The organism is Allorhizobium ampelinum S4, assembly GCF_000016285.1.
In the GTDB taxonomy this organism is placed as follows: domain Bacteria; phylum Pseudomonadota; class Alphaproteobacteria; order Rhizobiales; family Rhizobiaceae; genus Allorhizobium; species Allorhizobium ampelinum.
On record NC_011989.1, the window covers coordinates 2,248,782 to 2,269,896 of the forward strand.

At 56.0% G+C, this 21,115-nt stretch carries 21 protein-coding genes, 1 tRNA gene and 2 pseudogenes; 13 read left to right on the forward strand and 11 right to left on the reverse strand.

What is annotated here, in order from left to right; genetic code table 11:
• Positions 1–54: 54 nt before the first annotated feature.
• On the forward strand, positions 55–210 hold the full coding sequence (locus AVI_RS31065; RefSeq protein ID WP_187152352.1) for a hypothetical protein: 156 nt from the start codon (positions 55–57) through the stop codon (positions 208–210).
• Between the two features lie 80 nt (positions 211–290).
• Here AVI_RS31065 and AVI_RS10680 read toward each other — a convergent pair whose 3' ends face one another.
• Positions 291–1,739, reverse strand: coding sequence for an IS1182 family transposase (locus AVI_RS10680; RefSeq protein WP_272481454.1), 1,449 nt, complete (start codon positions 1,737–1,739; stop codon positions 291–293).
• Between the two features lie 68 nt (positions 1,740–1,807).
• Between AVI_RS10680 and AVI_RS10685 the strand changes: the two genes are divergently transcribed.
• Positions 1,808–2,335, forward strand: a complete 528-nt coding sequence (locus AVI_RS10685) for a P-loop nucleotide/nucleoside kinase family protein (protein WP_015917609.1) — start codon at positions 1,808–1,810, stop codon at positions 2,333–2,335.
• A 160-nt stretch (positions 2,336–2,495) separates the two neighbouring features.
• Positions 2,496–2,609, forward strand: a pseudogene (locus tag AVI_RS30530) (IS3 family transposase); the annotation flags it as partial.
• 257 nt (positions 2,610–2,866) lie between these two features.
• Here the strand turns inward: AVI_RS30530 and AVI_RS10690 are convergent.
• Positions 2,867–3,895: an IS110 family RNA-guided transposase gene (locus AVI_RS10690; RefSeq protein ID WP_015916374.1), complete on the reverse strand. Its 1,029-nt coding sequence runs from the start codon at positions 3,893–3,895 to the stop codon at positions 2,867–2,869.
• Between the two features lie 70 nt (positions 3,896–3,965).
• On the opposite strand from AVI_RS10690, the pseudogene AVI_RS29585 reads away from it, so the two are divergent.
• The 4 genes and pseudogenes from AVI_RS29585 to AVI_RS10700 form a co-directional block, all read left to right on the forward strand.
• Positions 3,966–4,145 (forward strand): annotated as a pseudogene (locus AVI_RS29585) (integrase core domain-containing protein); the annotation flags it as partial.
• A 179-nt stretch (positions 4,146–4,324) separates the two neighbouring features.
• Complete coding sequence (locus AVI_RS31070) at positions 4,325–4,492, forward strand: Thivi_2564 family membrane protein (RefSeq protein ID WP_015916376.1); 168 nt, start codon at positions 4,325–4,327, stop codon at positions 4,490–4,492.
• 80 nt (positions 4,493–4,572) lie between these two features.
• Positions 4,573–4,911 carry a hypothetical protein gene (locus AVI_RS10695; protein WP_041696732.1) on the forward strand — a complete coding sequence of 113 codons (339 nt, stop codon included), beginning with the start codon at positions 4,573–4,575 and terminating at the stop codon, positions 4,909–4,911.
• A gap of 63 nt (positions 4,912–4,974) precedes the next feature.
• On the forward strand, positions 4,975–5,331 hold the full coding sequence (locus AVI_RS10700) for a tyrosine-type recombinase/integrase (protein ID WP_080516984.1): 357 nt from the start codon (positions 4,975–4,977) through the stop codon (positions 5,329–5,331).
• Between the two features lie 12 nt (positions 5,332–5,343).
• Here the strand turns inward: AVI_RS10700 and AVI_RS10705 are convergent.
• Positions 5,344–5,417: transfer RNA gene (locus AVI_RS10705), tRNA-Cys, on the reverse strand.
• Between the two features lie 285 nt (positions 5,418–5,702).
• Between AVI_RS10705 and AVI_RS10710 the strand changes: the two genes are divergently transcribed.
• Positions 5,703–5,963 carry a hypothetical protein gene (locus AVI_RS10710; RefSeq protein WP_015916378.1) on the forward strand — a complete coding sequence of 87 codons (261 nt, stop codon included), beginning with the start codon at positions 5,703–5,705 and terminating at the stop codon, positions 5,961–5,963.
• 113 nt (positions 5,964–6,076) lie between these two features.
• Here AVI_RS10710 and AVI_RS10715 read toward each other — a convergent pair whose 3' ends face one another.
• The 5 genes from AVI_RS10715 to AVI_RS10735 all read right to left on the reverse strand — a co-directional run bounded on the left by AVI_RS10715 (position 6,077) and on the right by AVI_RS10735 (position 12,920).
• Complete coding sequence (locus tag AVI_RS10715; protein WP_015916379.1) at positions 6,077–6,838, reverse strand: ABC transporter permease; 762 nt, start codon at positions 6,836–6,838, stop codon at positions 6,077–6,079.
• A complete protein-coding gene (locus tag AVI_RS10720) occupies positions 6,835–7,761 on the reverse strand; it encodes an ABC transporter ATP-binding protein (RefSeq protein ID WP_015916380.1) in 927 nt (308 codons plus the stop codon). Before AVI_RS10720 ends, AVI_RS10715 begins: the two co-directional genes overlap by 4 nt.
• A gap of 549 nt (positions 7,762–8,310) precedes the next feature.
• Positions 8,311–9,144: a response regulator gene (locus tag AVI_RS10725; protein ID WP_015916382.1), complete on the reverse strand. Its 834-nt coding sequence runs from the start codon at positions 9,142–9,144 to the stop codon at positions 8,311–8,313.
• Between the two features lie 256 nt (positions 9,145–9,400).
• Positions 9,401–11,914: a GcvT family protein gene (locus AVI_RS10730; protein ID WP_041698070.1), complete on the reverse strand. Its 2,514-nt coding sequence runs from the start codon at positions 11,912–11,914 to the stop codon at positions 9,401–9,403.
• Between the two features lie 235 nt (positions 11,915–12,149).
• On the reverse strand, positions 12,150–12,920 hold the full coding sequence (locus AVI_RS10735) for a helix-turn-helix transcriptional regulator (protein ID WP_041696734.1): 771 nt from the start codon (positions 12,918–12,920) through the stop codon (positions 12,150–12,152).
• 336 nt (positions 12,921–13,256) lie between these two features.
• Between AVI_RS10735 and AVI_RS10740 the strand changes: the two genes are divergently transcribed.
• Positions 13,257–14,051, forward strand: coding sequence for a class I SAM-dependent methyltransferase (locus AVI_RS10740; protein ID WP_015916385.1), 795 nt, complete (start codon positions 13,257–13,259; stop codon positions 14,049–14,051).
• A 48-nt stretch (positions 14,052–14,099) separates the two neighbouring features.
• Here the strand turns inward: AVI_RS10740 and AVI_RS10745 are convergent, their stop codons facing one another.
• A complete protein-coding gene (locus AVI_RS10745; RefSeq protein WP_187152353.1) occupies positions 14,100–16,529 on the reverse strand; it encodes a mechanosensitive ion channel domain-containing protein in 2,430 nt (809 codons plus the stop codon).
• A 271-nt stretch (positions 16,530–16,800) separates the two neighbouring features.
• Here AVI_RS10745 and AVI_RS31075 point away from each other — a divergent pair, with 271 nt between their 5' ends.
• A complete protein-coding gene (locus AVI_RS31075) occupies positions 16,801–16,953 on the forward strand; it encodes a hypothetical protein (RefSeq protein WP_156533346.1) in 153 nt (50 codons plus the stop codon).
• Positions 16,954–17,000: 47 nt separating this feature from the next.
• Here AVI_RS31075 and hutX read toward each other — a convergent pair whose 3' ends face one another.
• Both hutX and hmuQ read right to left on the reverse strand, forming a co-directional pair.
• The gene (gene hutX / locus AVI_RS10750; RefSeq protein WP_015916387.1) at positions 17,001–17,534 is read right to left on the reverse strand and encodes a heme utilization cystosolic carrier protein HutX; all 534 of its coding nucleotides are present in this window, start codon (positions 17,532–17,534) and stop codon (positions 17,001–17,003) included.
• A gap of 7 nt (positions 17,535–17,541) precedes the next feature.
• On the reverse strand, positions 17,542–17,883 hold the full coding sequence (hmuQ, locus tag AVI_RS10755; protein WP_015916388.1) for a heme-degrading protein HmuQ: 342 nt from the start codon (positions 17,881–17,883) through the stop codon (positions 17,542–17,544).
• A gap of 330 nt (positions 17,884–18,213) precedes the next feature.
• Here hmuQ and AVI_RS10760 point away from each other — a divergent pair, with 330 nt between their 5' ends.
• From AVI_RS10760 to AVI_RS10770, 3 genes are read left to right on the forward strand one after another with little or no spacing between them, the layout of a single operon-like run.
• Positions 18,214–19,110 (forward strand): heme/hemin ABC transporter substrate-binding protein, encoded by an 897-nt coding sequence (locus AVI_RS10760; RefSeq protein ID WP_234618147.1) that lies wholly within the window; start codon positions 18,214–18,216, stop codon positions 19,108–19,110.
• Positions 19,107–20,192: a FecCD family ABC transporter permease gene (locus tag AVI_RS10765; protein ID WP_015916390.1), complete on the forward strand. Its 1,086-nt coding sequence runs from the start codon at positions 19,107–19,109 to the stop codon at positions 20,190–20,192. Before AVI_RS10760 ends, AVI_RS10765 begins: the two co-directional genes overlap by 4 nt.
• Positions 20,193–20,221: 29 nt before the next feature.
• Positions 20,222–21,010, forward strand: a complete 789-nt coding sequence (locus AVI_RS10770) for a heme ABC transporter ATP-binding protein (protein WP_015916391.1) — start codon at positions 20,222–20,224, stop codon at positions 21,008–21,010.
• Positions 21,011–21,115 lie beyond the last annotated feature (105 nt).

Below are 21,115 nucleotides of genomic sequence, written 5' to 3' on the forward strand. Positions count from 1 at the left end.
CCATCAGATCCTCGCAACAAGGGCTATAAAGGGGTACGCGACATCGATCCTGCCATGGCCGAGATCGTCCGGCGGATCTTCAAGATGTACGCCGATCGCATTTCGCCACTTGATATCGCGAAAATCCTACAGAACGTGTCAAAAGTCTGCCTGCGACGGAAAATGGTACTGGATTTGAATCGCGGCGGGGATTTTTCAGTTTCGCGCTGATCCACGCTATGAGCCTGTTGTAGGCATTTCACCTCGTTTTTCAGGTTATTGTCTATGGTTTCGACATATAGACAGCACCTTTATGCCCTGACGGCACCGATTAGGCCAGCAACGCCGACGAGGGTGATGGCTCTTCGAATGTTATAGGCAAGCGCCGTCAAACTGAATTCGCCCTGGACGTTTTCCAGTCGCCGCATGAGAAACGAGCCCTGATACATCCACTGTTTGATTGTCCCGAACGGATGTTCAACGGTTTCGCGCCGCTGGTCGAGCACTTCGGGTCTGGCTGCAAGGCGTGCGGCCATCCGATCAAGAACCGCCTCGTTCTCGACACGGCCGACCCGTCGATACCCATGGGTGCAATGCGCCTTAAGATCGCATGATCGACAAGCTTCACGATTGCAGTATTCGACAAGCTTCAGGTCGCGCGTTTTCTTCTCATATCGCGGTGAGAGGTGCTCTCCCGCCGGGCAGACGTAGACATCCTTCTCGGCGTTATAGCGGAACTCGTCCTTGGAAAAGAACCCCTCGCGGACGGCGGCTCCTCGCAATGGCTTGGGGACATAGGCGGTGATGCCCGCCTTCTCGCATGCCTCGATATCCTCGACCTTGAAGTAGCCGCGATCGGCAACCACCTCGATCTGCTCAACGCCAAGATTGTCCATCGCCGCCTGCGTCGCCTGCGTCAGCAGTCCCATGTCGACCACCTGGTTGCTAACCTCTTGTTCAGCGATCAGCTTGTGCTTCACATCGACGGCAAGCTGGATGTTGTAGCCGACGCCGACCTTTGTCATGCGCGCCATGGCGCGGCTGTCCATATCAGTAAGTGATATTTGGTCCTCGCCGGTGCGATCAAGCTCGTCGAGTAACGCCTTGTGGCGGTCGCGCTTTCCTTTGATCGCCGTGATCTTCTCAGCGAGGTTTTTTGCTCGCGGTCCGCCGCCGCCGGTATTCTCTTCCTGTGCATCGCCGTTGTCGAGCCGCTTCATGTACTCGGTCAGCCGTTCGTCCGCCTCGCGGATAAACTTTGTCAGAGCTGCCCGCGTGAAGTTGCGCTCCTTGTTGTTGACGGCCTTGATGCGCGTGCCATCCACCGCCAGCAGCTCCCGGCCGAACAAATCGAGCTGCCGGCACAGGATGACGAATTCCCGGAACACCTGTCGAAAGGCGGCATGGTTCACCCGGCGAAAGTTGGCGATGGTCTTGTGATCCGGCGTCAACCGCCGCAGCAGCCAGATCACTTCAATGTTGCGATGCGTCTCGGCTTCAAGCCGACGGCTCGACCTAACCCGGTTCAAATAGCCATACAGGTAGAGCTTCAGCAAATCGGCCGGGTCATAACCGGGACGACTCGTCAGCTTGGGCTCGACACGTATAAAACCGGATGCCTGCAAATCCAGCCCATCGATGAAGGCTTCGATGAACCGGACCGGGTTGTCCGGGCCGACGTAATCGTCCACCACTTCAGGAAGAAGCAGCATTTGCGAGCGGTCTGTTCCTGATAAATGTGCCATATCAAAATATACCATGGCATCATGGAATCGGGAATCCTCGGGTAGGGTTCCGATGGATAAGAACATATGGAAGGTCACTATTAGTGCTCATTATTTTTGGCGGTTTGCCAGGCACTGGAAAAACGACGCTCGCTCGTGCCTTGGCGAAGGAGTTGGGGGCGGTTCATGTTCGCGTTGATACAGTCGAGCAAAACATACGAGCTTCTGCTATGTTAAAATCTGAGGTCGGCCCAGCGGGATATATGGTCGCCTATGGGATCGCGGAAGACAATCTGACGCTGGGCAACACAGTCATTGCCGATTCCGTCAATTGCTTGAAAGTGACGCGAGATGCTTGGCTATCGGTTGCAGCGCGCTCGGCAGTGCCATCAGTTGAAATAGAGGTTATCTGCTCCGATCAAAATGAACATCGTCGACGGGTTGAAACACGGGTGACCGATGTTCAGGGGTTGAAAAAGCCCAATTGGGAAGAAGTTGCCTCCCGGCATTACGACGATTGGGGACAAAGCCCCTTCGTTATCGACACTGCAACACAGGACGTGGGGCAATCAGTCGTCGAATTGGTGTCAAAGCTTGCGGTTATACGAAGTCAGCTGCCGCAGAACTTTTGACACGGTCTGCCTCAATAAGGAAAACGTGCCCAGACCTCGGGGCAAGAAGTGGCACGATACCTCAATCTGCGGCCATATGAGCCGCGGTACCTGCATTCTCAACAATGAGAGCTACATTGGCCGTATCGCCTGAAACCCACGCCGGTACAGCAAGAACCCAAACGGAAGTGAATTCATTTCTCGTGATCTCAATCTGTGGGCCTATCACAAGGGTGTAGTGCTCGAAGTCTCCCGGCCTGGCAAGCCGACGGACAACAGCTTCATCGAAAGCTTTATGTATAGACGGCCCCGCGGGCGCAAGAGGCTTCTTACAAGTTCAGGTCATCATTCGGGTGCGTTCATGTATACGGCCTTTGGATGCGACCGATATTATGGTCGCTGGCCCAGATGGAGTACGCGGATCGAGGCCTCATCAACGGGACGCGCTTGAATGGGCGCTTAAAGCTCTCCGGGCTTGCTCGATCCTCAGCTCCGCTGAGTGACCATCTGTTGCTTCTGCACCTTACGCCATCTGGATTTTGGGTTGCTGCGTTACACTATCTTTGCGTGTGCCTCTCTGAACATCTCTCCACTTGTCATCATCGCCCAGATGATCCGAGCGAGCTTGTTGGCCACGGCGACGGCCACGATCATGGGACGCCGTCGGTGCAGCAAAGCGTCGATCCAAGCTCCCCCGACTTTCGCTCGAGCCTTTGGATATCGAACGATGTTCCTGGCACCGATCACAAGCAGATGACGTAGGTACGCATCTCCCTGTTTGGTGATGGCACCTAGTCGAGTTGTGCCCCCGCTTGAGTTTTGACGTGGTGTTAGGCCCAGCCAAGCGGCAAACTCTCGGCCAGAGCGGAACATTCTCGCGTCCGGAACGGTTGCAGCGATGGCTGTAGATGTAATTGGACCAACACCTGGGATCGACGACAGAAGGCTTGAGACTGGATCTGAGCGACCGACTTCCGCCAGCTTCATCTCAATTCCCTCTATCTGTGTGTTCAACTCACCGACCATGCGGATCAGGCTGTTCAATGCGAACCGAGCTTGTTCTGGCAACGAGGCTGCGACGTCCTCTATCGACGGCATTATGGTCTCGATGCGTTGTCGACCTTGACCGAAGATGATTCCAAACTCAGCAAGGTGAGCGCGGATCGCGCAAACTGTCATGGTCCTTTGTCTTACAAGCAGACCTCGAGCTCGATGCAACATCAGGAAGCCCTGATTGGATTCAGACTTGATAGAGACGAAGCGCATATGAGGCCGTCGGACGGCCTCGCAAATGGCTGCAGCGTCTGCGGCATCATTCTTTGCGCCGCGCCGCACAAATGGCTTAACGTACGAAGGCGGGATCAATTTAACCTCGTGGCCGAGCTTCATCAGCTCGCGAGCCCAATAGTGCGCGGTGGCGCAAGCTTCCATACCAACGAGGCATGGCTTTGCATTCTGGAAGAACTTGATCATCTCGCCTCTCCGAAGCGCGGCGGTTCTAACCACCGAACCCGCGGCATCGACTGCGTGGACGTGAAAGTTATGCTTGGCCAGATCGAGGCCTATTGTGCTGATAGTCATGTCAATGGCTCCTGGTTGAATTGGCTCTTCACTATACGACGAACCGGTTCGGAGCGGGGCCGTCTTCCCCATCAACGGCAAGTTCAGGAGCGAGTGTCTGAACGCCCATTGGTTTATGAGCCTTGACGACGCACGGGTAAAAATGGAGGATTGTCGCAGAGATTATAACGAGTTCCGGCCACACAGCGCCATCGGCAACAAGGTGCCGATTTCGCTTATGAACGGCTCACCGGCACCACCGCCGACCTGAGCCATAACCCCGGGAAATTCCAGCTCCCGGTGGCTCAAAACCGGGGTGCACATCAGATGGGCCAGAGCTTACTTCAAAATGAATTATTTCAACGGGGCACGTCAATGCCCCTTTCCTTTTGAAATCACAGCATTAGGTTCCACCGCACGGCGCAATCAAGCGTCTTTAGGAGTGGGGCTTTGGGTACTTCAATTCTCATCAGCATCCTGATCACCTTCCTGGTGATTGTACTGATTCTCTATCTCATTGGCATGTTGCCGATTGATGGCCGGGCAAAACAGATAGCCCGTCTCGTCGTAATCATCATCGGTATCCTTTCGCTGCTGAAGTACATTGCGGTGTTCTAAATCACAAAAAACCCCGTCAGGATGCTGCCGGGGTTTTTGGCTGATCATCGCTCATAGGGTGGCAGAGGCGGAACGCCACGTTGCCCCGCCTCGATCCGCTGCAAGATTTCACGCATAACCCGCAGATCGCCGCTTTGCCCGCTGGCCGTGATCTGCAGCTCCTTGATCGCGGCCGAGATCGACGTTGCGGATCGCTCCGCGACATCGATGCGATAGGCAAGATTGTCAAGCTTGCGCAGTTCTACCTCGTTGACCTTGAAGCTTTCCTCGATCTTGCCGTCTGTATTGCCAAGCCGACCTTCTACGGCAACCCGCCAGCGCTTCAGTTCGTCAATGTCGCCATTGGTCTGCGCCCAGGCATATCGGCATCGGTGAAGGTCATGACGGGTTCGTCCGACACGCCGATAAACGGCTTATAGGTGCCGCCGATCTCGGCAAGCCGCCCATTGCAGGCGGTTAGCATCGCCTGTGCCGCATCTTGGATGACCACGTCCGAGAACCCCGACTGGCAGTATCGTAGAACTCTTGAGCTGTCTGTTGCGACTGCTGTTGAGCCTCTTGGATACGAAGAGGCTGGCCTGACGCACTGTTCAGCTCATGGGCTGAGAAAGGCAGGAGCAACGATCGCAGCGGAGAACGGCGCGACTGAGGAACAGTTGAAAGCGATATTCGGATGGGAGAACGCGAAGGAGGCAAATCTCTATACGCGGAAGGCTCGACAAAAGCTGATTGCCAGCGGGACTATGTCGCTCTTAAACTTCGGCGAGAGCGTGAATATCCACATAGGGAAAAGTACACCAAATTCCGGGTGTAATGATAAGAACCAAAATACCAAGTAAAATCAAAGGGAATGGAGGCCTCGCCCGGAATCGAACCGGGGTGCAAGGATTTGCAGTCCTCTGCGTAACCACTCCGCCACGAGGCCATTCCATAACTTAAAAGCGTGTGGTGACGGGCATTTAGAACGGATCGAAAAGAAGCGCAAGAGGAATTTCCGAAAAACCTCGTTCTAAAATTTCTGAAACTATATTCGAGCCGGGTTCCGCAGGAATAATGAGACAGAAAGTCTAAAATTGCCTCCAGTTCGGCATACCCTGTGCAGAAACGATGGAGCCACACATCATCCTTGACTCTTCATTGACAAGAACATAACAAGAACAATATAGCGTATCGATACGCTGACAGCCTGCTTTCACAGGAGATCTTCGATATGTGCTCAAAGTCTGGTTCCCCGGAAGCCGACCGGATTGCTCATCTTATTGAATGGCACGACGGCGATGCAAGAGCCGCCATCGCCACGCTCTTGGACGATGTGCATCATTTGCGTCAGCAATTGGCAATTGCGTCAAATGCAATCAGTCTTGGTTATACGAGAGGATGGGTACCAATCGATGAGGTGAACTGTATGAGGGATATCATCGGCGGCACCATACCACCCATCGCCATGGCAGATCATGACGCGACTGCATAATCCCTCAAACCGGTGACGGTTAAAAATTACGCAACAAATACAGAGCGTTACGGCGTATTTTGTGCGTTTGTCCTTTCGGGAAAGCAGGGACTCCACTTTCCCCAAGACAAATTCTAGGCCTTCAGCTTGTAGCCGGTGCGGAACATCCAGGTCAGCACAGCAAGGCAGAGGGTCAGGAACAGGCCGATCATCGCCAGACTGATCAGTGGATTGATATCCGCCTCCCCGAAGAAGCTCCAACGGAAACCACTCACCAGGTAGAAGACCGGGTTTAAGTGACTGATCATCTGCCAGACAGGTGGCAAAGCGTTGATCGAGTAGAATGTCCCACCCAGAAAGGTAAGCGGCGGGATGACCAGCATCGGCACCATGCTCAATTGTTCGAAATTCTTCGCCCATATGCCGATGATGAAACCCGCCATGCTGAAGGACATCGCCGTTAAAGCCATAAAGACCAGCATCAGCACCGGATGATCCACCCGGATATCGACGAACAGCGTCGATGTGGCCAGAATGATCAGGCCGACGATCATCCCCTTGGTGGTCGCCGCCCCGACATAGCCCAGCAGAACCTCACCCAACGAAATCGGCGCCGAGAGAATTTCATAGATGGTACCGGTGAATTTGGGAAAATAGATGCCATTGGCGCCATTGGATATGCATTGCGAAATCAGCGTCAGCATGATCAGTCCCGGCGTAATGAACCCGCCATATCCCACCGCAGTTCCGGTCTGCATTTTCGTGCCAATCGCCGCACCGAACACGATGAAATAAAGTGCGGTCGACACGACAGGAGAAATCAGGCTCTGCATCAGGGTGCGGCGCATCCGTTGCATTTCGGCCCGGTAGATGGCCCAGACTGCGGTATAATTCATGATTTCCCCCCGGTCAGCGAAACGAAAATATCCTCGAGCGAGGTTTGCCTGGTGGAGATGTCGACCACAGCGATGCTGGAGGTTTCCAACGCCGTCAAAAGCGCCATCAAGGCGCCGGGCGTTGCCTGCGGCTCATAATCGTAAACGATCTGGCGACCTTCGCCCGCGAGGCTGAGGCGCCATTCGTCCAGCCGCCCCGGCAGGCTTTTCAGCGGCTCGGCCAGGTCCAGGATCATCTGCTTGCGGCCAAGCTTGCGCATCAGCGCCACCTTGTCCTCCACCAGCAGCACCTCGCCCTGGTTGATGATGCCGATCCGGTCTGCAATCTCCTCGGCCTCCTCGATATAATGGGTGGTGAGAATGATGGTGACGCCCCGGCTGCGCAGATCACGCACCAGGTTCCACATATCGCGGCGGAGCGCGACATCGACCCCTGCCGTTGGTTCATCCAGAAACAGCACGCGCGGCTCATGGGACAGCGCCTTGGCGATCAGCACCCGGCGCTTCATGCCGCCGGAAAGCTCCCGAAGCACCGCATCGCGCTTTCCCCAGAGCGACAGGGATTTCAATATTCCCTCAAGATAGGCTGGATCGGCCTTGCGCCCATGCAACCCGCGCGAAAACGCCACGGTATTCCACACGGTCTCAAACTGATCCGTGGTCAGTTCCTGCGGCACGAGGCCAATCAGCGCCCGGGTCTGGCGAAAATCCTGAACGACATCGTAACCATCGACAACAACCGTTCCGGAAGTGGGATTGACGATGCCGCATATGATGGAAATCAGCGTGGTCTTACCCGCGCCATTGGGGCCGAGCAGAGCGAGGATCTCGCCCTCCTCGATCTCCAGCGACACATCCTTCAATGCCGAAAAACCGGTGGAATAGGTCTTGGTGAGGGACTTGATCGATACGATAGACGCCATGCTTGCAGACAATCCTGAACGTCCGCCTCCTGGACTGTCGAGACAATGCGACAACACGGACCTTGCCATGCGCCCCACCGGTCTCCACTCCCGGAAACGGACTATGTGCAACAGAGGCGCCTATATAGCACGGCTCCTTGAACCGGCCACCGCTATAGGAGAAATCTTTTGTAAAAGAACACATCCACACATATGCAAATGGTCGCAATAGACACGGTTTCGTCGGCCTGGCTTGGCCAGGTAGAGATATTGATCGGCCGCATGCAGGTCATAGTCGAAGACCACACGCCCACCCACTTCCGTCACCCCGATGGAAACCGTGACCGTCACATGACCACTGTTCAGCATCACCTGTCTGTATGAGAGATCGAGATGGAATCTGTCACAAGCTGTTTAGCGCTTAAATCCGTCATTCCTTAAATCCGAATAGATCTAAGGAATGACGCAGAATATAGAAAGCGTTGTAGCGCCGCCTATAAAAAACGCACTGGTCTGTAATATCAAGACGACGTTTCTGATGCACCTTCATCTTGATATTGGGCAGGAAGATCAGGCTGCGGCTTGGTTTCTCTTGCGCCCGGCGCGGATCTGCACCAGCGTATCGAGGTTCTGATTGACCCGGCAGTAGAATTCTTCGTCGATGAACGGGCGCAGCATGAAATCATTGCCGCCAACCTTTAGGAAACGCGCAGACAGCAAACGGTCAGACGAGGACGACACGCCGATGATCCGCAGTTCATGCGAACCGCGCACAGCCCGGATACGCCGCGTCAGTTCAAATCCATCGATATCAGGCATGTTATAGTCGGTCACGACCAGACCGATATCGGCATTGCTCTTCAGCAGTTGCAGGGCCGTGGCACCGTTATCCGCCGTGCTGACCCGGAAATTGTAGCGCTTCAAGCGGCTCGACAGCAAAGCGCGCGCCGTCGGGCTGTCATCAACGATCAGCACGTGGTGATTGTGATTGGTGAGAAAGCGGCAGACGGACTCAATCAGCATTTCAACCGCGAAAATATTGTCCTTGAGGATATAGTCGACAATATCCTTGGCCAAAAGCTTTTCACGGGTTTTCTCGTGGAACGTGCTGGTAAAGACAACAGTTGGAATGTTCAGATCGGTCAGATATTCCAAAGCCTCGCCATTTTCGGCGCCCGGCAGGTTGATATTGGAGATTGCCAATGTAACAGGCTCGTCGGAAAGCTCGTTTGCGGCCATCAAATCTTCATAGGTACGGCAGATTTCCGCATCAATATTGAAAATCTCTTTCAAACGTTGCGTGATCATGGATGTAAAGACATTGGAGTCTTCTGCGACGATAATACGTGCGTCCGGAAATTTTTCGCCGGAATATTGCATTCCTGAAACGCCAAGATAGGTCATGACACGCCTTTGAACAAGAGATCTTGCCGCAATATAGACATGACCGATTGCTGAAATATTAATCGAAACGGGGCGTTATACCTTCTATGCTTAATAAGAACAAAAAGGCGGCCCAGAGGTGGCCGCCTTTTTGGATAGATTCAGCGCGTCGTCTATCGACGGCAGGTTTCAAACATTGCCATCCGTCCTGTGTTCGGAAAACAGCAACTATTTCCAAACGCCACTTCAAGCAATATCTGGTTCCATTTTACCACTCTCAAGCCCTGAGAGCGGCATTATCAGGATCGAACGGGCTTTCGCCCACAACCACCGCGTCATAGAGATCGCCGAGGATCTTGATCTTCAGCTTGGTGCCTTCAGTTGCATAGCCGGGTTGCAGCATGGCGAGCGCGATGGATTTGCCGATGCGCCATCCATAGGTGCCATTGGTTGCACGCCCGACCAGATCGCCCGTTTCATTGTAGATCGCTTCCGAGCCGCGAGCATCGACATCCGCCACACCTTCGACAACCAGGGTGGCGAAATTCCATTTCAGACCCTTTTCCTTATAGGCAACCAGAGCCTCCTTGCCGATAAAGTCCTTATCGAGCTTGATGAAACGGTCGAGCGCCGATTCATAGGCGTTGTATTCGATCGACATTTCCCTCGGGATCAGGCGATAGGATTTCTCGACCGACATCGACAGCATGGCGCGGATTCCGAAAGGCTTGATGTCGAATTCGGCACCGGCCTCCATCAGCTTGTCAAAAATGTAGGCCTGCATCTCGATGGGGTGATGCAATTCCCAACCCAGTTCCCCGACAAAATTGACGCGCAATGCATGGGCACTCGCCACGCCAACCGAGATTTCCTTGCCGGTCAGCCAGGGGAAATCCTTGTTATCAAGGCTGGTACGGGTCAGTTTCTGCAAGACCTGCCGCGACTTTGGCCCGGCCAGAACCAGCACGCCGAGCTTCTGGGTGATCTGCTGAAGCTTGACCGACCCATCAGTTGGAGCCAGCTTGCGCAGATAATCATGGTCATGGGCCTCGTAAGCGCCAGCCGACACCAGATAGAACCGGTTCGGAGCCCATTCATAAACCGTGAATTCAGCACGGACACCGCCATGCTGGGTCAGCATGTGGCACAGCGCGATACGGCCACGCTTCTTCGGGATGGCATTGGCAAACAGGCTGTCCAGCCAGGCCCGTGCGCCGGGACCGGACACTTCCATCTTTGCGAAGGCCGACATGTCGAGCACGCCGACATGCTCGTTGACATGCTTCACCTCATTGCCAACATGCTCGAAATAGTTTGAGCGGCGGAACGACCATTTTTCCACCACCCGGCCATCTTCGGTCGGGGCTGCATAATTGTGATTGGTGATGACATCGACGCCAACACCAAGCTCGTTCTTTGGCACTTCATAGCCTTCGGGCGCAAACCAGTTGGCACGCTCCCAACCATAGACGGAGCCGAAGACGGCACCCATCTTCTTCAACCGGTCATAGACCGGCGTGGTTTTTAACGGACGGGCGGCAGCGCGCTCCTCATCCGGGTAATGCATGGTGAAGACATTGGCATAGGCTTCTTCGTTCTTGGCGATCAGATAGCCTTCTGTCGCATAAGGACCAAAGCGGCGCGGATCGGCACCCATCATGTCGAGGGTGGATTCGCCATCGACGATCCATTCCGCCAATTGCCAGCCTGCACCGCCAGCAGCGGTAATGCCAAAGGAATGGCCCTCGTTCAGCCAGAAATTCTTCAATCCCGGCGCCGGACCGACAATTGGATTTCCGTCCGGCGTATAGGCGATGGCGCCGTTATAGACTTTCTTGATGCCGACTTCGCCAAAGGCCGGCACCCGCACCATGGCCGTCTCGATATGCGGCATCAGCCGGTCGAGTTCTTCCTGGAACAGCTCGTATTCACTCTCATCGGACGGGCCATCGACATAACAGACCGGCGCGCCCACTTCGTAAGGCCCAAGCAACAGGCCACCATTTTCCTCGCGCATGTACCAGGCGCTGTCGGCCTCGCGCAGCACGCCCATTTCCGGCAGGCCCTTGGCCTTGCGTTCAACAATGGCCGGATGCGGCTCGGTGACGATATACTGGTGCTCAACCGGAATGACCGGAATATTGATGCCCACCATTTCGCCGGTCTTGCGGGCAAAATTGCCGGTGCAGGAGATTACGTGTTCGGCTGTGATCTCCCCCTTGTCGGTGGTGATCTTCCACAAGCCGTCCGGCTGTTGCTCGATCGCGGTTACGGTGGTGTTGCGGTAAATTGTGGCACCACGGTCGCGGGCACCCTTGGCCAGCGCCTGGGTCAGGTCGGCGGGCTGGATGTAACCGTCGTCGGGATGTTGGATGGCGCCGAGCAAGCCTTCCGTTTCACACAGCGGCCAGATCTCCTTGACCTGTTCAGGCGTCAGGATGTTGACCTTGACGCCGATGGTTTCGGCAATCCCGGCGTAATACATAAACTCGTCCCAGCGATCCTTGCTGCGGGCGAGACGAATATTGGAGACCTTGCTGAAACCGACATTCATGCCGGTTTCTTCCTGAAGCTCCTGATAGAACTTCACCGAGTATTTGTGGATCTGGCCGACCGAATAGCTCATGTTGAACAGCGGCAGCAGACCGGCGGCATGCCATGTCGAGCCTGAGGTCAGCTCCTTGCGCTCGATCAGCACGCTATCGCTCCAGCCCTTCCTGGCCAAGTGATAGAGCGTGGAAACGCCGACGACGCCACCACCGATCACCACGGCCCGTGCATGAGATTTGATCGACATGGAATTTCCCCTGTTCTGCTGCGAGCGCAAGGCGCAAACGACCGGATGACGCCGCAAGATTGATCCCGCGACTATGATAAAGACCCGCTTCCCTGTGCCGCCCGTTTGCGACATGGGCATGGGCTCGCGCGACCTGCGGATAAAAACTGCTGATGTAACGATCCTTGATCAATCGCAAATCACCAAACGCAGAGCAAGCCCTCGTCATAAGCCCTATCATAGGCATGCTTTATTGCGGTATCAGGAAGACCAGCTTGCAATCCGGACGGTCGCAGGGCCGGTAGTTGAACTGGCGAAATCGCAACCTGCCTCGATCCGGGGAAACCAGTTCACGTTCTCCGCCTTCGCGGTCCAGCACCGTCTGCTCCCGCCATCCTTGAGCAAAGAGCGGACTGTCGCGCTGTAGCTGTTCAATCAGCGCACGGACCGTCGCATCGCGCAATGCATGACTGTAATCGGCTCGAAATTCGGCCAGTACCCGTAATGCGCGCATTTCCCAATCGACAATGATCTCGCGGGCGCCAGGATTGAGAAATACATAACGCAGCAGGTTTTTATCCTTGCTGTGCTCCCCAAGCCAATCAGGAAACAGGGATGCGGCTGCGGAATTGAAACAGCAGGCATTCCAGTTGCGGTCAAGCGCATAGGCTGGATGCTGCACCATGCTGACAGCCGTCACCAGGGACGCTGGCACATCGTCAATGGCGTCTCCCTCTTCCTCGTCGGGATCGCGTCGGGATGCCAGTTCAAACAGATAGGCGCGTTCGGCCCGGGTCAATTCCAGGGCCCGCGCCAGCCTCGCCAAGGCCTGCGGCGAGGCCTGAACCTGGCGCCCCTGCTCTATCCAGGCACACCATGTGGCGCTGATGCCCGCTCGTTCGGCCAGTTCCTCGCGCCTCAGGCCCGGCGTGCGGCGGCGTCCGATCCGGTCCGGCACCAATTTTTCACGATGGGTGCGCACGAACTCACCCAGCAAACGTCTCTGTTCTACATCCAGCATGGCAGCATTTATAACAGGATAACTGCTCCTCTTGTAACAGCATATTGTTGGCGTCATGCTGTTTACACCAGGCGACATCACCATGCCCCTTGGCCTTCTTATTGTGACGATCTCAAGCCTTTGGCCTCTTCGAGACAGTCACAATTCCACTCACCGAGGATGCCTCCCCATCTTCGATGCCTTGATACGATACGGACAGTTCATGCAGCGGGACCTGAGCGGATTGCCAGGAACAAAAGAAGGATGCGCTACACTCCAGACATGGAGTTGCAACGCTGAATTTCAAGCGTTTCATGATCTGAACCGGGATAAACCAAGCTTAACAGGAACAGTTAGATGCCAACAGCAACCAGCGAGAAAAATACAGTGAACGAAAATCACGACCACCACGTGCAGCAGAATTTCGGCCCAAGGGCGAACGCCTATGTGGAAAGCGCCGTCCACGCTTCCGGCGCCGATCTTGTTCGCCTGGGCGACATCGCCCGCACTGCCAAGGCCAACCATGGCGTTGACCTGGGATGTGGCGGCGGCCATGTCGCCTATGCGATTGCACCGCATATGACAACCGTGACCGCCATCGATCTTTCCGCCGATATGCTGGCCGCAGTCTCGCAAACCGCAACCGAGCGCGGTTTAACGAATATTGCGACGATCAGGGCTTCAGCCGAACAATTGCCCTGTGAAAATGGTCAGTTCGATTTTCTCGCCTGCCGTTTCTCCGCCCACCACTGGCACGATGTCCATGCCGGCTTGCGACAGGCCCAGCGCGTGCTGAAACCGGGCGCCCCAGCAATCTTCATCGATGTGGTCTCGCCGCAATCGCCATTGCTGAACACACATCTGCAAGCAGTCGAACTGCTGCGCGACACCTCGCATGTCAGGAACTATATGCTGAGCGAATGGACGCAGATGCTGGGACAGGCTGGGTTTGCGATAAAAACCTGTCAGACCAGCCGGCTGCGGATGGATTTCAAGGTTTGGACGGACCGCATGAACACATCGGATGCCATGCGCACCGCCATCCGCCTGTTGCAACAGGATGCCGCTGCCGAGACAAAAGCGCATTTCGAAATCGAGCCTGATGGCTCCTTCATGCTCGATGTCGCGCTGTTTGAAACCCACAGGATATGAGGAGCCGCCTCGTCGCACGGTGGTTTGCCTGCGACGAGCAGTTGCCGATCAAGAAGCAGGCGATGGTGGCAGCGGTGCCGCTGCCGCCACGACATCTTCCGCATCAGCGGCTTCTTCCTTCATAATCACGCCTTCGGATTTGAACCTTTCGAAAATCCCAAGTCGCAACTCGTTGCGAACCGCAAGCCCGTTCAAGACATCGCCGACAAAAACCCGGACTTCAAATTCAAGATCCGCTCCATCGAATTTCTTGAAGACGACGACCGGCTCCGGGGTGCGCAACACACCGGGCACATCGCTTGCCACCTCTCTCAGCATGCCCATCACATGGCGTGGATCATTGACCGCCTTGGCGGCAATCTCCATGTCGATACGCCCCAGCTTGTTGCGATGGGTCCAGTTGCCGACCGAGGCGTTGATCAGCTGCGAATTCGGCACAATGATCGACTGACGCTGAAAGGTTTCGATTTCCGTGGCGCGCACCGAAATACGCCGCACAAAACCTTCGCTCGTACCCGTTGCCACCCAGTCGCCAACCTTGAAGGGCCGCTCGAAGAGCAGGATCAGGCCTGAGACGAAGTTGGAAATGATATTCTGCAAACCAAAACCGATACCGACTGACAAGGCACCGGCAACCAGCGCCAGGCTGGACAGGTTGATACCCGCCGCCGACAGGCCCATGAAACCGGCGACAATTGCGCCGAAATAGCCGACGGAGGTTTTGACAGAATTGCGCACGCCCGGATCGACCTGCGACCGCGCCATGACATTTCCGTCCAGCCATTTCTCGAACCAGCGGGTCAGCACGACACCAATCAGGAAAATGGCGATGCCGCTGAAGATGCCGACGATGGAAATGCTGATGCCGCCGACATTGATCTGGATGAACAGATTATAGAACCAGGTCTGGATATCCGGCGGCTGGAACCCCCAGGACATCATGATCAGGGGAACGCCGATCACGAAAACGAAGCCGTAGATCAACAATCCAGCGGCAATACCAAACTGGTCGAGCGCGACGGGCCCGAAATTGAAGCGGCGCTGCAGGAAGCGGCCAACGATCGTCTCGGCAAACCGGTCACGCTCGGACACAGCCCGGCCTGAACGAATGCCGATATACATGGTGGCCGCCACGCCCCCCGTCAGGATAAGCTGGCTGGCAACGAACCGGGCCAGGCCAATATAGCCGATCAGGCTGGTGAAGATCAGCCAGACGCCGCAGACCCGAAGAGCGATGGCAGTCCGCTTCGACCATGGACGGCCACCCGTGGCGGCTTCATCCTCGGATTTCGGCAGAAGCGGACGAATGAAGGAAACCCAGAGCAGGATGATACCGACCAGGCTTGACGACACCACCCCCTTCAACACCGAGAGTTCGACTGGCGATCCCAATGTCTGCGCAATACTGGACAGGCCATAATCGAGACCGTTGATCACCGTCATAGCCACGAAGGCCGCGACCAATTGGCGGCTGCCCCGGTCGGACACATGCACGAGCCGCCATTTCGGCGCCCATGGATTAAACACGGCGATTGCAAGCCGCGACGAGAAAAACACCAGCCAAAACACGCCGAAAAACGACGCGATGATCGGCTCGATGTCCGGCCGCATGACGCTGAAGGTGTCTAGAAAGAAGTAACTGGAAATCAGGAAGAAGCTGAAGGCAAAGGACGGAATGATCGTCGCCCAGAAGGCCACTGAAAACCGGCTCATATAGGAGGGGTTTTCCTCCAGCTTGCCCCGCTCGATGATTGGCCCGAGAATCCGCTGAAGAACGAGCCGTAATCCCAACGCCATGGCGAGCGACAGAACCATGGCCGAGACCAGCGAAATTTTCTTGAAGCGCCAGGCGAAACCCGCCCACCCCTCGAGCATATCGGTAAATCGGCTCGCTTCCGTGCCATAGGACAAGGCCGCATCCGTCATACTGTCAACGGAAATGTCCGTATGAGCCAGCAATTGCCGTGTGAACAATTCCCGCCGCACAGCAGTGACCTTGATGGACAAATCGCTCGCAGACTTGCTGACTTCGTCGATCCGGTTCAGGACCGAAGCAATCTGTGCTTTCTGGGCATTGAGTTTGTTGCGCTGCTGGGTCACGTCAGCCGCTTCAGCAGGCTGGCCGTCCTTCGGCGGATCGCCGAGTTCTTTCAAGCGAGCGGCAATATCATCCTGACGCGGCGAAATCAGCAGCTTCATGCCCTGCAATTGTCCGACAATGTCGTCCAGGCTGGATTTGGCTTCCATCAACTCGCGGTCGTTGTTTCCAGCCTTTTGCGGAATGCCGGCAAGCGAATCGATTTTCTTTTGTAACTGGTCAAGCGTCGCGGGTGCCTTGGCAACCGGATCGTCATCGGCAAAATTACTATCCTGCGCCAGTGCCGTCCCGACAAAACCATGAAGCCCGAAAGAACTCACCCCAACAGCAATCAGCAGGATGATCGGAAATAGCGCTAGAAACTTCTTCAGGCTGTGCAAATCACTGTCCCTTTGTCCGCATCGATTACAGCGCCGCGCATATGACATGCTGCACGAAACCTGCTGTAGCACCCTAAAACTGCTGCATAATCACTTAAACCGCATCCGGTATCAGAAATAATGCAGGACAGTCTGTCAGCTTTATATTGACCTAAACAGACCATCGTTTTTTTGTTTTTGTTTGTCTTTTCAGGAAAACCGGCTTCCGCTTATTTCCCTGACATACTCCAGACGACGTCATGCTGGCCTGCAGCATATTTCAGGCCAATCGATGACCAAACCGCCTTATGCACAAAACAGCACCACATCCAAGCAGGACGGCAGCCCTCAATTGGCGCCATGCATGCGTTCAATACTCGATTCCCCGCACTTTCAAAACAAACAGCAAAAGCAAAAAGCCGCCGGGAACGTTTCCGGCGGCTAAGCAAAGCTCTAGGAGTTTTAAGGTCACCAGATTGGCAATAGCCAGCCCTATCCCGACACCGAACCCCGGTACTGGGAGCGCAACTGCTCGAACAGAGCGACTTGCTCGGCCATCAAAGTCTTTTGTGCATCCCTGCGCACGAAGACCTTCAACATTGCAGCGCCCTCGCCATTCATGAACCACACCGACAGGGACCGTCGGCCATGAAACATCCGGTCAACAAAGGCGACGGAGCGGCAATGGTCGATACGGATATGGCCGCCGACCGGACTGTCGCCGTGAATGTTGAACCAGCCATGGCCAATGGACCCCGGCGGAAGAGCGCCGACCACTTCCAGAACGACATCTTTGGTGTGGACGATGGTCAGCACATCGCCCCAACCTGACAAATGCGTCCAGATCGGTTCGAAAGCCTCTGACGGCGCGATGGTCACGCAATCTGGCGGTAAAATGGCCAGAATCTCGGCGGGCGTTACCCCTGCCTCCGTTGCAATGGTTTCCACCACGCCGTCAGGTTTTTCGGCGAGAGCCGCTTTGGCAACCTCAAGCGGTGAAAGGCGGGCAGTATCGACAGCGGCCATGATCGTCTCAGGCCGCCTTGGAATTGCGCGTACCCGTGCTGTCTTCATGAAGGATCACTTCAAATCCTTCGAAATGCGGACCGCCAAGATATTGAACCTTGCTCTGCCCGGCATTGGCATGGGCCGCACGGAACTGCTCGGACTTCGTCCAGGCAACGAAGGTTTCATGGCTTTCCCAGACCGTATGAGACACATAAAGCGAATGGTCCTCGCCCTTGGGGCCTTTCAACATATGAAATTCGACATAGCCCGGCACTTCCGCCAACCGGCCCTGACGATCACGCCACTGAGCTTCAAACACGTCCTCGAAACCCGGAACGACGCGAAAACGGTTCATTGCAATATACATAGTCTGCTCCACACGTTGGCTGGAAATGCGATGCTGCATAATTCCTCAAACCGGAATTGGCTTGAGGAATTATGCAGCAGATAGAAAGCGTTACAGCGTCTTTTGTGTATTTGACAAAACACACGGCGCTGTCATGCACCTGTCCTGTTGCGTCATTATGAAAACTTGTGCATTATAGTCAAGTTAAAATCCAGCCCGCTGTTGTTCGTCGTCATTCGTCACGTGAAAACCGGACCCGACGCCCGCGAAGGGGCTCGATTACTATACACAATCCAGCTCTGAAAACGCATGAAATGGCGTTGCCTGGGCAACCTTCAGGACGATACCTTGATGAGACCTTCTTCTCTTCTGACCTCGCTTGCACTTTTCGGTCTTGTTACCCTTCCGCCTCCGCTCCCTTGGACCATGACGCCAGCCTTCGCGGCGGACAGCTTTCCCCAGGCCAGCCGCATCGTCTCGATTGGCGGGACGGTCACCGAAATTCTCTATGACCTGGGTGCCGGGGAGCGCATCGTTGCGGTTGATTCCACCAGCCTCTATCCTGCTGAAGTATCATCAAAGCCCAATGTCGGCTATATGCGCCGCCTGTCCGCCGAGGGCATACTGGCCCAGAAGCCCGATCTCATCCTGACCGAGGCGGGCTCCGGGCCACCCGATGCCCTGGCTGTGCTGGCGCAAAGCGGTGTCGCGCTGGTGAACATCCCTCAACAGCCTTCGGCGGAGACCGTCGCTTCCCGTATCCGTGCCGTCGGCGCGGCAATCGGCAAGGGGCCGCAGGCAGAGGCATTGGCAAGCCAGTTCGAGACACAATTGGATAAGTTAAAGACTGATCTCGCCCACCTTCCAGCCCAGAAAAAGCGGGTCCTGTTCGTTCTGTCCATCGCCAATGGTCGTATCATGGCCGCCGGCAAAGAGACGGCAGCCGATGCGATGATCCGGCTTGCCGGCGCCACCAATGCGGTGGGCGACAGCACAGGCTACAAACCACTCAGCGATGAAGCCGTGATTGCCGCAGCCCCCGACATTATTCTCACCATGGATCATGGTGCAGCCCCGCTATCCGCCAAGGAAATCTTCGCTTTACCAGCCCTTGCCACCAGTCCGGCAGCCCAGGCCCAGGCCTTTCTCAGCATGGATGGGCTTTACTTGCTCGGCTTTGGACCGCGCACCGCCGACGCAGCCCGAGAACTGGCGTCCAAGCTGTACCCAGAGGCGACCATTCAGTGACGATTGCTGTGACCTCATCATCAAGGCTACCGGCATCGACGGGTGACCGCTCGCGCCGTGGCATGACAGCCGTGCTTCTACTGGCGGCATTGCTTGTGGCAGCCTGCTTCGTCTCGCTGATCAGCGGGCCGACCGGGGTTGGCTTGAGCGATCTGATTACATATCTCTCCGGGCATGGGGCGCTGGCGCAGCAGGACCGTATTGTGCTGGAGGCCGTCCGCCTGCCCCGCACCTTGATGGGTGTCCTGGTGGGCGCGGGTCTCGGACTTTCCGGGGCGATGATGCAGGGACTGTTTCGCAACCCGTTGGCCGACCCTGGCATTGTCGGCATCACCTCCGGGGCCAGCCTTGCCGCAGTGGCGGCCATCGTGCTTGGACCCGGCCTGTTTTTACCGCTGCAAACGGCCCTTGGAGATGAATTCCTACCGATCATGGCGTTTTGCGGCGCGCTACTCAACACCGCCCTGCTCTATGCCATTGCCACCCGTGGCGGCCAAACCTCGACCATCGCACTAGTACTATCAGGCATTGCCATCGGCGCCCTCAGCATGGCCGCAACGGGCCTGCTAATCTTCATGGCCGACGACCGGGCCTTGCGCGACATCACCTTCTGGAACCTGGGATCTTTGGGCGGGGCGACTTATGCCAAGGCCGCGTCAATCGCCCCCTTCATTCTAGGTGCGCTTGCCAGCGTACCCTTCATTGCGCGTGGACTGGATGCTCTCGTGCTGGGCGATGCAGCGGCTTTTCACATGGGAATTCCAGTGGAGCGGCTGAAGCGTGCCAGCGTGCTGATTGTGGCCGCCGCCTGTGGAGCCGCTGTGGCCGTGGCTGGTTCGATTGCCTTTATCGGCATCGTCGTCCCGCATCTGCTGCGCATGGCCATTGGACCATCGCACCGCTTCCTCCTGCCAGCCTCCGCACTGGGTGGCGCAAGCCTGCTTCTGATAGCAGACAGCCTTGCCCGCACCATTGTTGCACCGGCGGAACTGCCGATCGGCATCGTCACAGCACTGATCGGCGCGCCGGTTTTTCTGCTCTTGCTGCTCGGTAAAAGTGGACGCGGCATGATGGAAAATTAGAGCATCCAAAAAGGCAAAGCGAGCACACCATGATAACCGCAGAAAATCTGACATTGCACCGGCACGGGCGTTTGTTGCTGGACAGGATCAGCCTGCGCCTTGCACCGGGTCGCTTCACCGTCATTATCGGTCCAAACGGCGCGGGCAAGTCAACCTTGCTGAAACTGCTCTGCGGCGACCTGAGGGCCGACAGCGGCAAAATTGCCTATGACGGTCAGGATATCACCCGCCTGAAACCTCAATATCTAGCACGCAGGCGTGGCGTCCTGCCGCAAAGCACCAGCCTTTCGTTCCCGTTTACTGCCCTGGAAGTGGTGCGGATGGGTGCCATGGCTTCAGGTGCCGCCCGACCGATGCAGGCTGCAAGACAGGCATTGGCGCGGGTGGGCCTCTCAACATTTGAAGCGCGCCCCTATCAGGCCTTGTCTGGCGGCGAACAACAAAGGGTGCAATTTGCCCGCGTCCTGGCGCAACTGCCAACAGCGGTCGATGAAACTGGCCCACGCGCGCTGTTTCTCGATGAGCCAACCTCAAGCCTGGACCTAACCCACCAAATTTCCGTCCTGGAAATCGCCCGCACCTTTGCCGCTGATGGAGGAATGGTGCTTGCGGTTCTGCACGACCTCAACCTCGCAGCAGAATTCGCCGACAGTCTGATTGTGCTTGATGGTGGTCAGTTGATTGCCGAGGGTCCGCCGCAAACAGTCATCCGCGACGACATCATCGCCTCCGTCTATGGACTGAGTGGAACGGTCAGCCGCGCGCCGACCCATCTTCCTTTCGTCCTGCCGCAATCCAGGCTGAACATCCCGGCTTAACCAGCCGGAATCAGACATTCCCGATAAAAGTTATCCACAGGAATCCACAGCCATTTTTGGATGAAACTTTGGAATAATCAAGAACGAACCATGAATATTACGACG